This is a genomic window from Paenibacillus tundrae, from assembly GCF_030812775.1.
In the GTDB taxonomy this organism is placed as follows: Bacteria; Bacillota; Bacilli; order Paenibacillales; family Paenibacillaceae; genus Paenibacillus; species Paenibacillus tundrae_A.
Map to the genome: position 1 here is coordinate 410,861 of NZ_JAUSTI010000002.1, position 15,876 is coordinate 426,736.

General features: G+C 44.0%; 14 protein-coding genes. 1 reads left to right on the forward strand and 13 read right to left on the reverse strand.

From position 1 onward, the window contains the following. Window positions 1–7: 7 nt before the first annotated feature. The 10 genes from J2T19_RS05160 to metH all read right to left on the reverse strand — a co-directional run bounded on the left by J2T19_RS05160 (window position 8) and on the right by metH (window position 11,630). The gene (locus J2T19_RS05160) at window positions 8–1,486 is read right to left on the reverse strand and encodes a serine/threonine protein kinase (protein WP_307213813.1); all 1,479 of its coding nucleotides are present in this window, start codon (window positions 1,484–1,486) and stop codon (window positions 8–10) included. 408 nt (window positions 1,487–1,894) lie between these two features. Beyond that, a complete protein-coding gene (locus J2T19_RS05165) occupies window positions 1,895–2,944 on the reverse strand; it encodes an SAM-dependent methyltransferase (protein WP_307213815.1) in 1,050 nt (349 codons plus the stop codon). Between the two features lie 6 nt (window positions 2,945–2,950). Then, complete coding sequence (locus J2T19_RS05170) at window positions 2,951–3,730, reverse strand: ABC transporter ATP-binding protein (RefSeq protein ID WP_370874803.1); 780 nt, start codon at window positions 3,728–3,730, stop codon at window positions 2,951–2,953. Then, the gene (locus tag J2T19_RS05175) at window positions 3,727–4,044 is read right to left on the reverse strand and encodes a thioredoxin family protein (RefSeq protein ID WP_307213817.1); all 318 of its coding nucleotides are present in this window, start codon (window positions 4,042–4,044) and stop codon (window positions 3,727–3,729) included. The genes J2T19_RS05170 and J2T19_RS05175 overlap by 4 nt, the downstream gene beginning before the upstream one ends. Further along, entirely contained in the window at window positions 4,041–4,382 is a 342-nt protein-coding gene (locus J2T19_RS05180) for a cyclic-phosphate processing receiver domain-containing protein (RefSeq protein WP_307213819.1), read from the reverse strand. The genes J2T19_RS05175 and J2T19_RS05180 overlap by 4 nt, the downstream gene beginning before the upstream one ends. Before the next feature lie 21 nt (window positions 4,383–4,403). Then, window positions 4,404–5,252 carry a deoxyribonuclease IV gene (locus J2T19_RS05185; protein ID WP_307213821.1) on the reverse strand — a complete coding sequence of 283 codons (849 nt, stop codon included), beginning with the start codon at window positions 5,250–5,252 and terminating at the stop codon, window positions 4,404–4,406. Next, complete coding sequence (locus J2T19_RS05190) at window positions 5,242–6,063, reverse strand: Fpg/Nei family DNA glycosylase (protein ID WP_307214039.1); 822 nt, start codon at window positions 6,061–6,063, stop codon at window positions 5,242–5,244. Before J2T19_RS05190 ends, J2T19_RS05185 begins: the two co-directional genes overlap by 11 nt. Window positions 6,064–6,071: 8 nt before the next feature. Continuing rightward, window positions 6,072–6,881 carry a 5' nucleotidase NucF gene (gene nucF / locus J2T19_RS05195; RefSeq protein WP_307213823.1) on the reverse strand — a complete coding sequence of 270 codons (810 nt, stop codon included), beginning with the start codon at window positions 6,879–6,881 and terminating at the stop codon, window positions 6,072–6,074. A gap of 352 nt (window positions 6,882–7,233) precedes the next feature. Further along, entirely contained in the window at window positions 7,234–8,172 is a 939-nt protein-coding gene (rnz, locus tag J2T19_RS05200; protein ID WP_307213825.1) for a ribonuclease Z, read from the reverse strand. A 77-nt stretch (window positions 8,173–8,249) separates the two neighbouring features. Next, the gene (metH, locus tag J2T19_RS05205; protein WP_370874805.1) at window positions 8,250–11,630 is read right to left on the reverse strand and encodes a methionine synthase; all 3,381 of its coding nucleotides are present in this window, start codon (window positions 11,628–11,630) and stop codon (window positions 8,250–8,252) included. Window positions 11,631–11,867: 237 nt separating this feature from the next. On the opposite strand from metH, the gene mtnD reads away from it, so the two are divergent. Further along, window positions 11,868–12,419, forward strand: a complete 552-nt coding sequence (mtnD, locus tag J2T19_RS05210; protein WP_056689982.1) for an acireductone dioxygenase — start codon at window positions 11,868–11,870, stop codon at window positions 12,417–12,419. 90 nt (window positions 12,420–12,509) lie between these two features. Here the strand turns inward: mtnD and J2T19_RS05215 are convergent, their stop codons facing one another. The 3 genes from J2T19_RS05215 to J2T19_RS05225 all read right to left on the reverse strand — a co-directional run bounded on the left by J2T19_RS05215 (window position 12,510) and on the right by J2T19_RS05225 (window position 15,869). Beyond that, the gene (locus J2T19_RS05215; protein ID WP_307213830.1) at window positions 12,510–13,184 is read right to left on the reverse strand and encodes a GntR family transcriptional regulator; all 675 of its coding nucleotides are present in this window, start codon (window positions 13,182–13,184) and stop codon (window positions 12,510–12,512) included. 115 nt (window positions 13,185–13,299) lie between these two features. Then, a complete protein-coding gene (locus J2T19_RS05220) occupies window positions 13,300–14,931 on the reverse strand; it encodes an ABC transporter substrate-binding protein (RefSeq protein ID WP_307213832.1) in 1,632 nt (543 codons plus the stop codon). Between the two features lie 68 nt (window positions 14,932–14,999). After that, window positions 15,000–15,869: a carbohydrate ABC transporter permease gene (locus J2T19_RS05225; RefSeq protein ID WP_239291372.1), complete on the reverse strand. Its 870-nt coding sequence runs from the start codon at window positions 15,867–15,869 to the stop codon at window positions 15,000–15,002. Window positions 15,870–15,876: the final 7 nt, after the last annotated feature.

The following is a 15,876-nucleotide window of genomic DNA, read 5'->3' on the forward strand; positions in this document are numbered from 1 at the left end:
TCTATTCTCAGACTCCTGTTCTTCTTCGTGCAAAAAATGAACGCTTCTTCGGCAACTGCCCAATCATATGGGTGAAAATGTGAGCAAATATTTTATCCATATGTGGTTCTCGGTCAAATGGATCAATGTTCAACGGCAAACTATATACATTGGACGTATCCAGTGATTTTCGAATACGCTGGACAGCATCCGACGATGCTAGTGGCAGACAGTATATCCATTTGTCTCTTGGAAAACGATGATTTGAACGGACAAACGCATGAATCTCCGCTTGTCTCCACTCGGCTCCTGAACCAATCACAATAGGTAGATCAGCTCTAAGAAACTCCTCAAGTCGATTCTGATCCTGTCCACTCCCGAGATCCATAATGATGAATTGATAACTTCCACCAAGTAAAGACAAAATATCAGCTCGTCCGGATTGTTTCCAATAGTGCACACCATCAACCTCAAACTGTCTTCCCGATGATAACGACTTACCTGATTGTATAATCTGTTGAATTCGTGAAAATGATTGCGAGCGTGGAGACATCTCGATTACAGCAACTTTGAAATTTTGTCTTTCTAAATAGTGACTAATCGCGATAGCTGTATGGGTAACTCCAACACCTGATGAAGCTCCGGTCAGAGCAATTACCCTTGTTCCTCCATTCATTGTCAGCGTTGTTTCTCCCCCCGAAGTTGCTATACCGGGTCTACGAAGTAACTCTTTACGCACTTCCTCCGCAGATTGAAATCGCTCATCCGGGCTCAGCCTAAGCAACCGCCTCACGACAGGGATATATGTACGAGGAACATCGCTACGAATCGCACCTTCAACCCCTTGAATCCACTCCGTATATGCACCAGAAGTCATTAAATATAGCATCAATGCTCCTAAGCCATACAAGTCTGAGCGCGCATCCGTCTGTCCAGAACCATATTGTTCAGGGGCAGCAAAACCAGCCGTCCCCAGCTTGACGGTGTCCTCAACGTGGTTAGACTTATAGCTCCGCGCAATGCCAAAGTCAATCAGCTTCACTTCATCATCCGAGATGATCATAATGTTTGACGGCTTCAGATCTCGATAAATCACAGCTGGATTCAGCCCGTGAAGATAACTCAACACATCCAGAAGCTGCAATATGAATGCAGTCAATTGTTCCATCGGGAGATTGCCTTTGCACTTCTTAAAGTACTCACTAAGTGTCTCGCCATCAATGTATTCCATGACCAGATAAGTATATCCCTCTTCAACCTGAACGAAAAAATCAACAATCTGTGGAAGCCGAGGATGTCTCAGTGACGTTAACAACGCCGCTTCTGCCTCCATACTTCCTTCATAAGAGACGCTTGTTATGCTCTCTTTGATTGCCCAGAACTTACCTGGCAACTTCAAGTCTTCAGCCTTATATACATGACTCATTCCGCCTATACCCAAAACAGACACGATCCGGTATCTTCCGCCCAGCAGGCTGCCATGCTCCAGTCTGGCCGGATGTCTCATATGCCACACTCCTCTCTGACACAACAAAAAAGGGAAAGCTTCACCGAAGTTACGAACCAAAATCATTGGTTCATTCACTCCGGGATGCTTTCCCTTCAATTCGTTATGGTTAATATTGGTATCATTATAGTACATGCAATAATAGATTGTAAAGCTAAAAAATTTAAGTTCGTTCACGTACTGGATCGTTTCAACATAAAGTGCGTGTTCAAAAAGGACGGTTTTCAGTACCGAGAAGATGGAATGAAGATAGAAATGGAGTAGCGGAGCGTAGGCAAACTACGTGAGCAACGGACATTTCGGCTGAATTCCATATTCGACGCTGAGATGCCGTCAGGCATCCCTCGTAATCAAAATTGTACTTTTTGAACAACCTCTTAAATTTCAATTCACTCTATAACGTTTACGTTAATACTTAATCATGTAAAGTGTAATCTCTTCCCGATTGTGGAACAGTTGTTTAGAGCGTTGAATCTGCATACGTGAGCGCTCAAACGTAGCAATAACTTCCTTAATCAGAGCAAGTGGCTTCTTATGCAGCAACTTCACTGTAACAACAGCGGTTCCGCCTGATTGTAGACTATATAGAAGGTCAGATACAAGGCGGCTCATCAACTTAGGACTCCAACTCATATCACATACAAGCAGGTCAAATTCTCCGTCATGAAAACGAACATCCCCTGCATTCTTCTTCAAAAATGTCAATCGAGGTGACTGCAGCAGGGTTGCATCCATTTTGGCAGGGTCAACAGCTGTTACTTCTAACCCACGTTCTAGCAAGAAAGACGTCCAACCACCGGGTGCAGCTCCAATATCTAATGCTTTGCGGAACGATGTAAAGTCGATTCCAAACGTCTGCTCTGCTTCAAGTAGCTTGAACTTCGCACGAGAAATCTGACCTTCTTCCTTTTGGAAGCGGATCGCTCCGCCACTCCAATCAGAGAGGTTCTGTTCAGGCTTAGAAATCCCGGCATATAACGTATCATTTGAGACAAATACCGAAATAACAAAATCAGCATCGCGGATAACCCATTCGCAATTGAGTTCGTGCAATTTATCCGTTAACAGTTGCTTCAACGAAGCAGCATTTTCCTCCCAGAAAGCTGACTCCGTTTTGCGAACCTGCAATACAACACGCTCTCCGGTCAATTCAGATCGATTCAGAACAAAAGCAACAAACTTATCCAACGCTTCCTCTGTATTCTCTGTACTTTCTTGGAATTGAACAGGTTGAATATGCCGCAAAAACGTAGGAGACTCCGCTAACAGCTTCTTCGATACTTCTTCTTCAGCGACAGGTAGACCCGCAAGCAAAATTTCACCTGGTACGACGACTGTGCTCTTAACTGCACCAAAAGTACGGCGCAGCTCCTCTTGAGCATATGGAGCAAATCCATGATTGGCTGTGCATATAAATCGAGAAAAGTTTCCTTCTCCCCAAGACGACTGTGTACTCAAATTGTGTTACCCTCCAGAACGTACGCGTATCCAAGGACGTCCATCATCCCACTGGATCTCGACCGGAATATCGTACGTAAGCTTAATTGTTTCTTCTATTAATACATCGTGTTTAGGTCCTGCTGCAGCAACACGACCATCACGAATCAACGCCACATGTGTAAACAAGGGTACGATTTCTTCGACATGATGGGTTACATACACGACCGTTATATTACGCTTGCGTAGACGATCAATCTCAGCCAGCATTTTTTCTCGTTCGTAGAGATCCAAGCCTGCACAAGGCTCGTCCATAATTAGTAATTTGGGATCTGCCATTAAGGATCGCGCTAGCATGACTTTTTTCCGTTCTCCCTGCGAGAGTGTTCCAAGTGCATGATTGGCTAGTTTGGCAAATCCCATCTCGTCAAGAAGTTTCAACGCTTTCTCTTTAACTTCATCTGGAATAGTCTGATAAAAGCGTAAAAATGCATACGCACCTGTAGCCACGACTTCCCATACTGGATCTCGCGGCGTGAGCTTTTCAATCAAGGTCTGACTGATATAACCTATTTCCTTACGCACTTCTCTAACATCACATTGTCCGTATAAATTACCAAGCACTTCTATTCGTCCATGGCTAGGGAACATATATCCATTCATCATTTCAAGTAGTGTTGTCTTTCCAGAGCCATTTCGCCCTAGAATGACCCAATGCTGACCTTCGCGGATGTCTAGATCTACGTTATCAAGAATCTGAAGATCTTCACGTTTAAGTGAGACCTGCTGCATCTTAATTATACTCATTTTAGCACCGCCTTCCGAATCTCATTCAGCAAATGCTCTACTGAACTCATTCGATAGACCATCTTGGGCACACCCTGCTCTCCATCGAATATCATTACCGCAGGAACACTCGAAATCTGAAATTGTTGTACAAGTTCAGGAATGTCATGAATGTTCATCTCAAACAGAATATCAGCCGGTAGCAGATGCTCAGCAATCTCTAGCATACGACGCGCAGCAACACATGTACCGCATAGAGGCGTATATATAAATACAGCCTGCGGCACACCTTCCCATACACTGCGCATTAACATTTTGGATGTAATTGGCTTCATACGGCATTGTCCTCAGCAGCCACTCGAAGCATAACTTCTCCTGTCATTGGGCCATTATGAATGGTTACAGCATCCGGCTTGTTGCTATATAACATTTCATACATCTGCCGTTTGCCATACATGCTCGATGTATGCAAATAGATCTCACGTGGATACAGCCCTTCTCTCACAATAGAAGCCGCCACTTCACCGCCGTTTGGCGAATCTGGCCCCAGCTCATAATCGAGAGATAGTATATCCACATTGCCCTCTCGAAGAAGCATCAGACACTCTTCAGCATTTGTAGCTAATACAAACCCTTTCGGACAGGCTCTGTAATCATCCAAAAATACATGCATACAATCGCTCCTCTCCCCTGTTTATAACCAGGAACGCATGAGCGAAAGATCATCACGGTGCGTTCCATCTTCGCCTGATTCCGTCTCGAGCACGACTACCGCTTGTTGAAATTCAGACGAGCTGAGCAGCTCCTGCATCCCTTGTAGACCTATAAATCCTTGCCCTATTCTGGCATGTCTATCTTTACAAGATGCAGACGCATACTTCGAATCATTAAAATGTACCGCCGCAAGCCATTCCCAGTATCCGAGCTGTCTGCCTTTCTCCAACATCGCACCTTCGTTTCCTCGATCCCACATGCCTGAAGCAAAAGCATGGCAGGTGTCAAAGCAAAAAGCAATATGTTCAGGAAACTGGCTAAGCTTACGAATTTGTACTAGTTCCTCCATCGTGGTTCCCATGAGGCCATGATCGCCCGCTTGATTCTCAAGCAGTATTTTAGCCTGTCCCATCCAACTTTGCAGAACTGTATCCAGGCATTGAATGAGATTTTGATAACCCTCAAGTGGGTTATTGCTCTTCATGTGACCAAAATGAACGACCGTTCCAACCGATCCGCAAGCCTCAGCAATTTCCAAATCATTGCGGATCGATGAAACGATGGCATGAAACGCCGCCTCTCCTCGGGTCATGCCTATTGCTGGATTCGTAGGATAAGGTGAATGCCCTATGGATGCTATCCCATGCTGCTCACACCATTCCCTGCACTGTTTCGCATCACTCTGGTCGAAATCCTTCAGTACAAGACTTCGGGGGTTTTTCGGAAAATATTGAAAAGCTGTCGCTCCAATTCCATGCGCCCTCTTAGCTGCTTGAAGAAAACCTCCCCGCGTGCTCACATGTGCACCGATTCCTTGTTTAGGCCTCATTTTGGCAATTCGGACAGAAAAATGCCTTCTTGCCCGTAATTTCTACTCGCTCGATTGTTCCCCCACAGCGCGGACAAGCTTCCCCTTCTCGATCATATACTCGGCACTGTTCATCATAACTACCTGTCTTCGTATCTCCGTTCATTAAGGGCATTTCCATATAACCACCCTCTGAAGCAGCTTCTCTAAGCACGGATTGCATCGCGTGATATAACCGCTCCGTTAGTTCAGTCGAAGAAGCAATATTTTGCGTTTTGGAGCTTGGTCTGAGCCCAGCTGCAAATGCAATTTCGTCAGAGTAACAATTACCGATGCCTGCGATAATATGCTGATTCACTAGGGTAGTTTTGAGTGTACCCCTTCTTCCTTTCAGCAAATTCGCAAAACGTTCTGCATTCATACGACGATCCAGTGGCTCTGGGCCAAGATCCGACATCGCTTCTTCTGTTTCTTTCGAAGTAAGCAGGTGCAGATAACCCAAACGAAGGCCGATAAAGAACAACGTATATTCTCCAAATTGAATCTCGACTTGTGTGGAGCGATCTGGACGCTCTGCTTCCGTGCCCCAGTATATCATTCCACCTAACATGAGATGAAGAACAAGCCGTTTCCCATTAGCTAAATGGAAAATAAGGTGCTTCGCTCTACGCTCGACAAAAATAACTCGATTCCCTATAAGCTCTTGTGAGAAAGCCTGAACTTCTTTATTAATGGATTTATCCCGATTAACAATCACACCTGTGATCGGTAAATCCAATATTTTTTCAGATAGTAATACTCTGTAATTTTCCATTTCCGGCAGTTCTGGCATGATAACATCTACCCCTTCTTGGATGCTTGGCCTGTCGTCTGCGACAGCCACTCAATCAGTTTATGCAAATCTTCAAACACATGATCAGGACGCGCCTTCGCCGCTTGAATATGTCCATCCATATTATCACGTGTCGTAACACCGGTGAGTACCAGCAACGTTTCACACCCCGCTGCCACCCCTGCTGCAATATCGGTACGCATGTTGTCTCCAATTACAGCAACATCTTCCGCTCTTAGATTGAGACGGTGAATAGCAGATCTCATAATAATGCTGGACGGTTTTCCGATTACCGTTGGCTGAACTCCGGTTGCTGCTTCAATGGCAGCTCCAATTGTTCCCGCGCCTGGCGTTAATCCATCGTCAGAAGGAAGTTGAAGATCTGGGTTGGTCATGATAAATTGAGCCCCAGCATTAATCCATCGTAAGGCTTTAGTTAATTTAGCATAGGTAAACTCACGATCAATCCCCTGAATGACGTATTGTGGATCAATTTCAGTAAGCTCAAGTCCTGCCCCAGCAATAGCTTTCAACAATCCGTCTTCCCCAATACAGGCAACTTTAGCACCTGGAGATTCTTGAGCAACATACTCAGCTGCAGCTACTGCAGATGTACACACCTGAGAAGCTTTGGCAGGAATCCCCATACCATTCAGATGCTCCGCTACTCCTTCGGGTGTTCGTGAAGAGTTATTCGTCACATATAAATAAGGAATCCCCTGCTTGTCTAATGTTCGAATGAGCTTGTCAGCTCCTTCGATCCGGTGCTTACCATGATAGAGTGTGCCGTCTAGGTCAATTAAATAGGCCTTAACCACACATAACACGCCCTTTCTTTAATTCCATTAACATTTCATGTCTTTAACTATAGAACCTTAAATCCAACGTGAAGCTATGTATGAAGTCTTAAACAGAGTATTTTCCCACTGAGTCACAACACGTCGAACTGAATCGAACACGGACATATGACATTGCGCGCCTTCTGTACAAGCTTGTCAATTCCTGCGCTTTCCCGGAAAATAATTTGATTTATTTCCCTGCTTATACTGCACATCCTACACGCTTTCTCGCCAGATTGCAAAAGGGACCTTGGGAGTAACTTTCCCGCAGTCCCGGTTCTTCATGAATTCCTCATTCACGCTTGATTAGATGGATCAATCTGCTACAGGATTATAGTCCTTCCTTCCACGATGCCAGGGGAATCAGTTGATGCTCAATGGCAAGTAACGTATTCGGAAATAATTCCTGTGCCTCTTCCAAAAGTGGCCGTAGTTGCTCTTCATCTTTGTAGCGAGAACTAAAATGAGTCAAGATCAACTGCCCTACGTTCGATGCTCTTGCCGCTTCAGCCGCTTCTTGAGCTGTGCTGTGATAGTACTCGTGAGCAGTATCGGCCAAATCATGCATAAATGTAGCTTCATGAACAAGCACATCCGCATCTTGAGCAAGTGTTCGCACATGATCACACGGACGTGTATCTCCCAGAATCGTAATGATTTTCCCACGTTTAGGTGCGCCCAGAACATCCTCTGGACGGACTAAGGAACCATCTTCCAACGTAATCGTTTCACCACGTTTAAGCCTTCCGAAGAGCGGACCTGGTTTCAATCCGTATTCCGCAAGCTTCGCAGAATCTAAGCTGCCAGGACGGTCTTTTTCTGTAATGCGGTACCCGTAGCTATCAATTCGGTGCTCCAATAACTCAGATTCAACAATGAAGCTGTCATCTTCAAAAATTTTACCACCCGTATGCTCCACAATCGTAAGCTCATAGTTGATACGAGATTGGCTTAATTCCATAGCGGTTGATATCATACGCTCTGTTCCCGGTGGTCCGTACAACGTCAAAGGTGTTGTCCCACCCTGATATGCTCTGCTTGATAGTAAACCCGGAAGACCAAATACATGATCTCCATGCAGATGGGTAATAAAAATTTTCTCCAATTTGCTCAGTTTAAGCGGAGAGCTTAAGATCTGGTGTTGTGTTCCTTCCCCGCAGTCAAACAACCATAACGCTCTTCGTTCGTCTAACATTCGAAGTCCTATGGAAGTTACATTCCGCTGCAGCGTAGGTACACCAGCGTTAGTTCCCAGGAAATATAGTTCCACTCTGGATTGCACCTCTTTCTGCTGCCAGCAAAAAGCCTCCGACAATGCGGAGGGCTTTGCCTGACCATTTTATTATACTATGCCTTTTCTACATTAAAATACTTCGCTTGTGGATGACTGAAAACCATGGCTGATACGGATGCTTCTGGTTCCATCATGAAACCTTCTGTCAGCTCCACACCAATATCCTCAGGCTGCATAAGCTTAAACAGCGGCTCTTGATCTTCCAAGTCAGGACACGCCGGATATCCGAATGAAACCCGGATGCCCTGGTAGCGAGCGCCATGACGTTGTTTCATGGTCATCGTTGCTGGATCTGGGAAGCCCCATATATCACGCATCATATGGTGAACCCGCTCAGCTAAACCTTCAGCAACTTCAAGCGCTACAGATTGCAGAGCATGTGAGCGGAGATATTCCCCTTCTTCCTTCCACTTCGTTGACAATTCACGTACGCCATGTCCAGCAGTCACTACCAAGAAACCTACGTAATCCATTTGCCCAGAATGGACGGGCTTCAAGAAGTCTGCGAGACATAAGTAAGGTTCTACTTTTTGACGTGGGAACGTAAATGTATGCAAGATGTTACTTGTATCCTCAGGATCATAGATGATGACGCTGTTTCCACTGGATTGAGCAGGGAAGAATCGATACATCGCATGTGCCTGAATAATGCCGTCACGGACAGCTTCTTGCATAATTTCATCAACGACAGATTTCAGATCTGTTGCCTTCTGATCCCCTGACGCAAGTAGTTGCTCTACCGAACCACGAAGGCCTAGATGATGACCTAACAGCATCTGCATATTCACATAAGGCAGAATATGAGATAACGGATAGTTACGAAGCGTATGTCTTTCCAGGTCTGGAGGTACTAACACTGGATGATCAATTGAGATATCAGAACGCTCTACCCGGGTAAGCTCTGGCAGTTGCTGTGTATTATCTGAATTCGCAGCATCAGCTTCTTTTTCAGCATCCATCTCCACCTGCATCACTTCACGCGTTACAGGATTCATCAGCTTGTTCGCCAGATCAAGACCATCCATTGCGTCCTTCGCATATACAACCATTCCATTATATTCTGGACGGATACGGTTCTTCGTGAATTTACGAGTTAACGCAGCTCCACCTACCATGATCGGTACATCAATACCTGCTGTACGTAAATCTTGAGCCGTGACAATCATCTGCTGTGCTGATTTTACCAGTAGACCTGACAATCCAATTGCATCGACCTTTTCCTCACGATATGCCTCAATGATACGTTCAGGTGGTACTTTTATACCCAAATTAATGATCCGGTAACCGTTGTTGGATAGAATGATCTCCACCAGATTTTTACCGATATCATGAACATCACCTTTAACGGTTGCCAAAATAATTTTACCTTTGACTGATGTCTCATTTTTCTCCATGAACTGCTCTAGATAAGCGACGGAAGCTTTCATCACCTCGGCACTTTGGAGTACTTCAGCGACAATAAGTTCATTGTTGTTAAACAGTCGCCCTACTTCCTCCATACCGCGCATAAGTGGACCATTGATAACTTCAAGTGCCGAGTATTTGCCTAGAGCCTGTTCCAAGTCAGGAATTAGCCCTTCTTTACTTCCTTCAACAACGTAAGAGGCTAATCGTTCCTCAAGTGAGAGATTGGATATTTTCTCTTTTTTCTCTACCTTTTTATTACGGAATGCTGCAACAAAAGCTGCCAAAGTGTCATCATTCGTATTATATAGAAGCTCTTCGGATAGTTTACGCTCATGCTCTGGAATCGACGCATACCGTTCGAGCTTTTCTGTATTTACAATCGCGTAATCAAGACCCGCTTTCGTACATTCATACAGGAATACGGAGTTCAATACTTCACGGCCAGCCTCCGGGAGTCCAAAGGAGATGTTACTAATCCCCAGAATCGTATGAACCTCAGGCATAGCTTGCTTAATTACGCGGATCCCTTCAATTGTTTCCTTAGCTGACCCGATGTACTGCTCATCCCCCGTACCAACAGGGAATACCAGTGTATCGAAAATCAAATCTTCTGGATTAAGACCATATTTGTTCACCAAAAGATCGTAGGAACGCTTGGCTACGTCAAGTTTATCTTCTCTGCTAATTGCTTGACCGCGCTCATCGATGGTGCCAACAACAACTGCTCCACCATACTTGTGAATGAGGGGGGTAACCAGTTCGAATTTTTCTTCGCCATCCTCAAGGTTAATGGAGTTAATTATCGCTTTACCCTGAGAGTACTGAAGCGCAAGATCAATTACTTGAGCATCCGTTGTATCAATCATCAGTGGAACTTTAACCTTCTTCACGACCAGCTCAAGGAATTTCTCCATATCTTCTGCTTCTTCGCGATCGGGATCTTGAACGCAGACATCGACAATGTGAGCGCCACTTTTTACTTGAGCCCGGGCAATCTCGGAAGCTTCTTCATATTTTCCTTCAACGATCAGTCGCTTGAATTTCCGTGATCCAAGCACGTTTGTTCGTTCACCCACCATGTAAGGACGATTGTCTTGTTCAACATAGACAGGATCAATGCCTGAGAGTGCAGGCGGATGAGTTCCGTTCATTTGTCTTGGAGGATATTGGTCAAGCGTGTCACGCATTGCTCGAATATGAGCAGGAGTTGTCCCGCAACACCCACCAGCAATGTTCAACCAGCCTTGTTCGGCAAAAGCACCTATTTTTTGCGCAAGCGATTCGGGTGATTCATGATAGTTACCATTCTCGTCTGGAAGGCCAGCGTTAGGATAACAACTCACAGCCACAGATGCCATACCAGACAATGAGCGAATATGGTCACGCATGAATTCTGGCCCTGTTGCACAGTTTAGTCCAACCGAAATTGGGTTAAGGTGTTCTAAGGATATATAAAAGGCTTCAATGTTCTGACCAGCAAGGGTGGTTCCCATAGGCTCAATCGTTCCCGAGATCATAAGAGGCAGCTTCACACCGCTCTGGTCAAAAGCCATTTGAATCCCAATGCTACCTGCTTTTACATTTAAAGTATCCTGGGAAGTTTCAAGCAGTAGCGCATCAACGCCTCCCTCAATTAAAGCGAGAGCTTGCTCGAAATAGCTATCGATAAGTTCCTGGAACGTAGTACCACCAGTAACAGATAGCGTTTTGGTTGTTGGTCCCATTGCTCCCACAACATACCGTGGAGACTCAGGCGTTGAAAATTTGTCCACCGCAGCTTTAGCAATTCTTGCGGCTTCCAAGTTAATCTCTCGGGCACGATCCTGAATATCGTATTCAGCCAGTACGACAGAGGTAGCTCCAAACGTATTGGTCTCGATCAAATCGGCTCCCGCCTCCAGATATTCTTCATGAATACGCTGGATAATGTCAGGTCTTGTAAGTACGAGCATCTCGTTACACCCGTCCAGATCTTCACCGCCAAAATCTGCGCCGGTAAGATCAACCTGTTGAATCATGGTCCCCATTGCACCGTCGAGGATTAATATTCGTTGTTTTATTGCATCGTGTAGACTAAGCTTATCCAATATCTTCACCCCCGCAAAACGTTAAATCTTAGTTTAACAGAAACTAACTTATTGTGAAAGATCGGTTTTAACCGTGCTCAAGCGGTTTTCAGGCACACGGTGACAAAATGTGAATCGACAAAATTCGTTGCAGCCGATATAATATCAATTAAACCAAGTGGAAAAGAGGGAAAGAACATGGCTGAAATTGTAATCCGAAATACGAACGAACGTATCACTGGAGACGAAAATGTTCGAAATTTCTTAGACAAATATGAAGTATTATACGAAAAATGGGATGCGTCTAAATTGGATTCCGAGCTGCAAAACAACTTTGCACTTACGGATGATCAAAAAAGCGCCGTTCTCGAAACCTTTGACCATGAAATCAAAGACTTAGCTGCACGTCGCGGGTATCAGATTTGGGATGTCATCACATTATCTGAACAAACCCCTGACATTGAGGAGAAACTCGCTAAGTTTGAAGAAATTCATACCCATGCGGAGGATGAGATCCGTGCAATTGTAGCGGGTAAAGGTATCTTTGTTATTAAAGCCACTGATGATGTCGGTTATTTTAATGTTGAGTTGTCTCCTGGAGACGTTATTTCTGTGCCAGAAAGTACACCGCATTTCTTCACATTAATGGAGAACAAACAAATTATCGCTGTTCGACTCTTTATCGAGAAGAATGGTTGGATTGCTGATCCATATCCAGATCCTACATTCATTAAACAAGCTCAAAATTAATCACATACAGGATTGTGTGTGCTCAACAAACCCCCTGTTCCGCGGAACAGGGGGTTTTGTGTATGAAGTCATTATACACCAATTGTATTTTCATATGAAATAATGTGGATATTTACTCTTAATCGTTTCCTGCTCCACCACAACGAGACGAAGATGCTGCTCCATTACTTCAACTGCTTGATCTGTCTTGCGTTCTGTAATCAGTTGATAAATTTCCTTATGTTGAGAAATGATATTGCTGGCGTTGGAAACCTCAGAGAGCCGCAATATTCGTAACCGATTAAAGGGAATATTGAGCTGCTGAAGCATTTTCCAGGTTCTCATTTTCCCTGTAGCTAGAAATAGAATCTGGTGAAATTCCTCGTCTAACTCAAACAATCTATAAAAATTGTTTTTGTCCGCGCTCACTTCCTGCATCGCAATGTTGGTTTCCATTTTAAACTTGTATTCTTCATCAAACGAGGAACACGCGAGCGTAACGATTTCTTTCTCAATTTTCTCTCTCATGAAGCGCCCTTCTTCAACATGCTCCAGATTAATCTTGGAAACAATGGTTCCACTCTGAGGAATGATATCCAGCAGCTCCTCTTCGGCAAGCTTCATAAACGCTTCTCGTACTGGGGTTCTGCTAACCTGCAATTCATCAGCAATTTCTTTCTCCGAAATCTTGGTTCCAGGTTCAAGCTCTAGATGAAATATGCGTTCTTTGATGAGGTTGTATGAATAAGCTCGGGTTGAGCCTCTAATCTTCTGGTGAAGTGACATCGCTTAACCTCTTTCTATCAGCCGTATCCACCCATACTATCACAAATTGCCGTCTCACTTAAACTAGATCAGTGAAACGGCAATAGGTAATAGGTACATTATAGATTAGATACCATCACTGTTTATTTTCTTTGTACTTCTTGTACGTATCATTAGAGATTTCAATATACTGTGACAAGCCTTGTTTCTCTAACTCTGCTACAAATGTATCAAATTCCGAGATATCACGATCTCCTAAGATGAATTTCAACGTATTCTGATCCGTGTAGTCCTTCAAAGGCGTGTTTAACAATGTAACCTGTTCACGGTCAATGTCGGAGTATGGGATAGGCGGTTCTGCCGGAATGACTTCCTTGGTATCCTTCATAGCCTTTTGGAACTTTAACTCTTCCTCGCTAAACATGGAGTGAAGCAGATCTGTCGTTCCGCCATAGGCAAACACACCACCTGAAAAGCCATAATCAATACGTAAATCCTTCGTTCCTTTTGGATTCAATCCGTTGTAATTCACATCATCCGCTAATTTGCGCACGCCGTCTTGCTTGGTATATGTCTCTCCCTCAACACCCCACTTAGCAAACTCCTGACCTTCGTCACTGTAATATAACCAGTCAATAAATTGCATCGTTGCTTTAAAGTATTCGCTGTCTTTAATTTTGCCTGAGATCATAACTCCATTCTCAAGTCTAGAACCGGACATCAATTGACCCTTTGGCCCACCAGGTACGGTGATTTTGGCAATAGAGAAGTTTCCTTCACCTAATGTTTTGTTCATATCATTACGATGCAGCACAACGGTTTGCGAGTTACCGTTAATGATAAAGGATTTACCTGAGACAAATTTTTGCGTAGCCTGATCATCGTCTTGAGTAAAGCTCTCTTTGTCCAGAAGTCCCTCAGACACCAGCTTGTTAAAGTACGTCAGCATCTCCTTGTACTCTGGTGTTGTTGCAGTATACACAAACTCATCCTGATCTGCCTTATACGTTAACCCGTTACCAAATCCCCATCCACCTTTTGTTCCAAAACTAGTTGCAGCAATGTTCAACGTGCTGTTGAATTCAAAGCGATCGGAGAACGGAATGGAATCCGGATAAATTTCTTTAAGTTTTTTAGCTGCATCATATAACTCTTCCCAGGTCGAAGGAATAGCAATATTATTTTTCTCAAATAGATCCGTTCTGACAATCAGTGTATAATCTGGCCACACTTCTTCATGGAGACCTGGGAGTACATAATATTTTCCGTCCTCTTGCCGCAATCCTTCAAGCTCATCTTCCAGTCCCCACTTTTCTACCTTATCCTTGAAGTTAGGCATCATATCAACATAATCACTCACTGGCAGAATCGCACCTGAGGATACAAAGGCTGACTCTTCACCAGGATACGTTTTGGGAATGACTAATGGCGCATCACCAGAACTGATCAGAAGCGATCTTTTCTGTGAATAATCACTCATCGGCACAATCGTTGGATCCAATGTTACGCCCGTTAGCTCCGTGATCTTTTTTATCAATAGCCAATCTTTATTGTACGGATACGATGGATGATCACTGTACAGGATTGGCAGCTTAAACGGTTCCGTTGCCTTAAACGTATCACCGACAGTATACGATTCCATTGCCCCCAACGTCTCAGGTTCTACTTTCCCTTCACTACCACCCCCGCTGCTACATGCTGCCAGAACAACACTCATCATTGTTGCCAAAACCATCTTGCCTACAAGCTTACCTGGTCTGTGTTTCATTTGGTTACCCCCTGCATGTGGTTTAAGTTTGGCCTTAAAATTCAAATGAGAACTATATCGAATTGGGACTATTGTTTAACTGACCCCAACATGATACCGGTTACAAAATATCTCTGAACAAATGGATAAATCGTGAGAATAGGTAAAATGGTAAGTACCATCGTAACGGATTTAATATTTGCGGCAATTTGAGTTAAGTTATCGGCAGAAGCACCTGCTGAAGCTCCACCGGTCGCGCCAGCGATCATATTACGCAAGTATATCGTAACGGGAAACAGTTCCTTTTTATCGAGATACAGGAATGCTGGAAACCAGGAATTCCAATGACCTACTGCATAAAATAGAACCATTGTTGCCATGACTGCTTTACTTAGTGGCAGTATAATTCTCAGCAAGATTCCATACGTATTCAGTCCATCAATAGCTGCGGCTTCCTCTAACTCCTCAGGCATATTTTCAAAGAATGACTTCATAATTAACATGTTATAGATACTAATTGCACCAGGAACTACAATTGCCCACATCGTATTGTTGAAACCAAGATAATTAATCAACACATAGTTTGGAATCAAACCTCCACTAAAGAACATTGTGAACACCGCAAACATCGTTAGAAATTTACGTCCCATGAGTCTTTTCTTGGAGAGAGCATACGCAAAGATCGTTGTCATGAACATCGAAATCAGCGTACCAACAACAGTGTAGATAATTGTATTCTTATAATTGGTCCAGAACATGCTGTCCGCGGAAATCGTTTTGTACGTTTCTACATTAAAACCTCTTGGGAACAAGCTTACTTTACCTGAGTTAATGTAGGACTCGCTGCTAAATGATTGGGCTACAACATTAAGGAACGGATAAAGCGTAATGAATACAACAAGGATCAGAAAAATGGCGTTAAATACTTTGAACACTTTATAGGATTTAGATTCAATCATGCTGTCC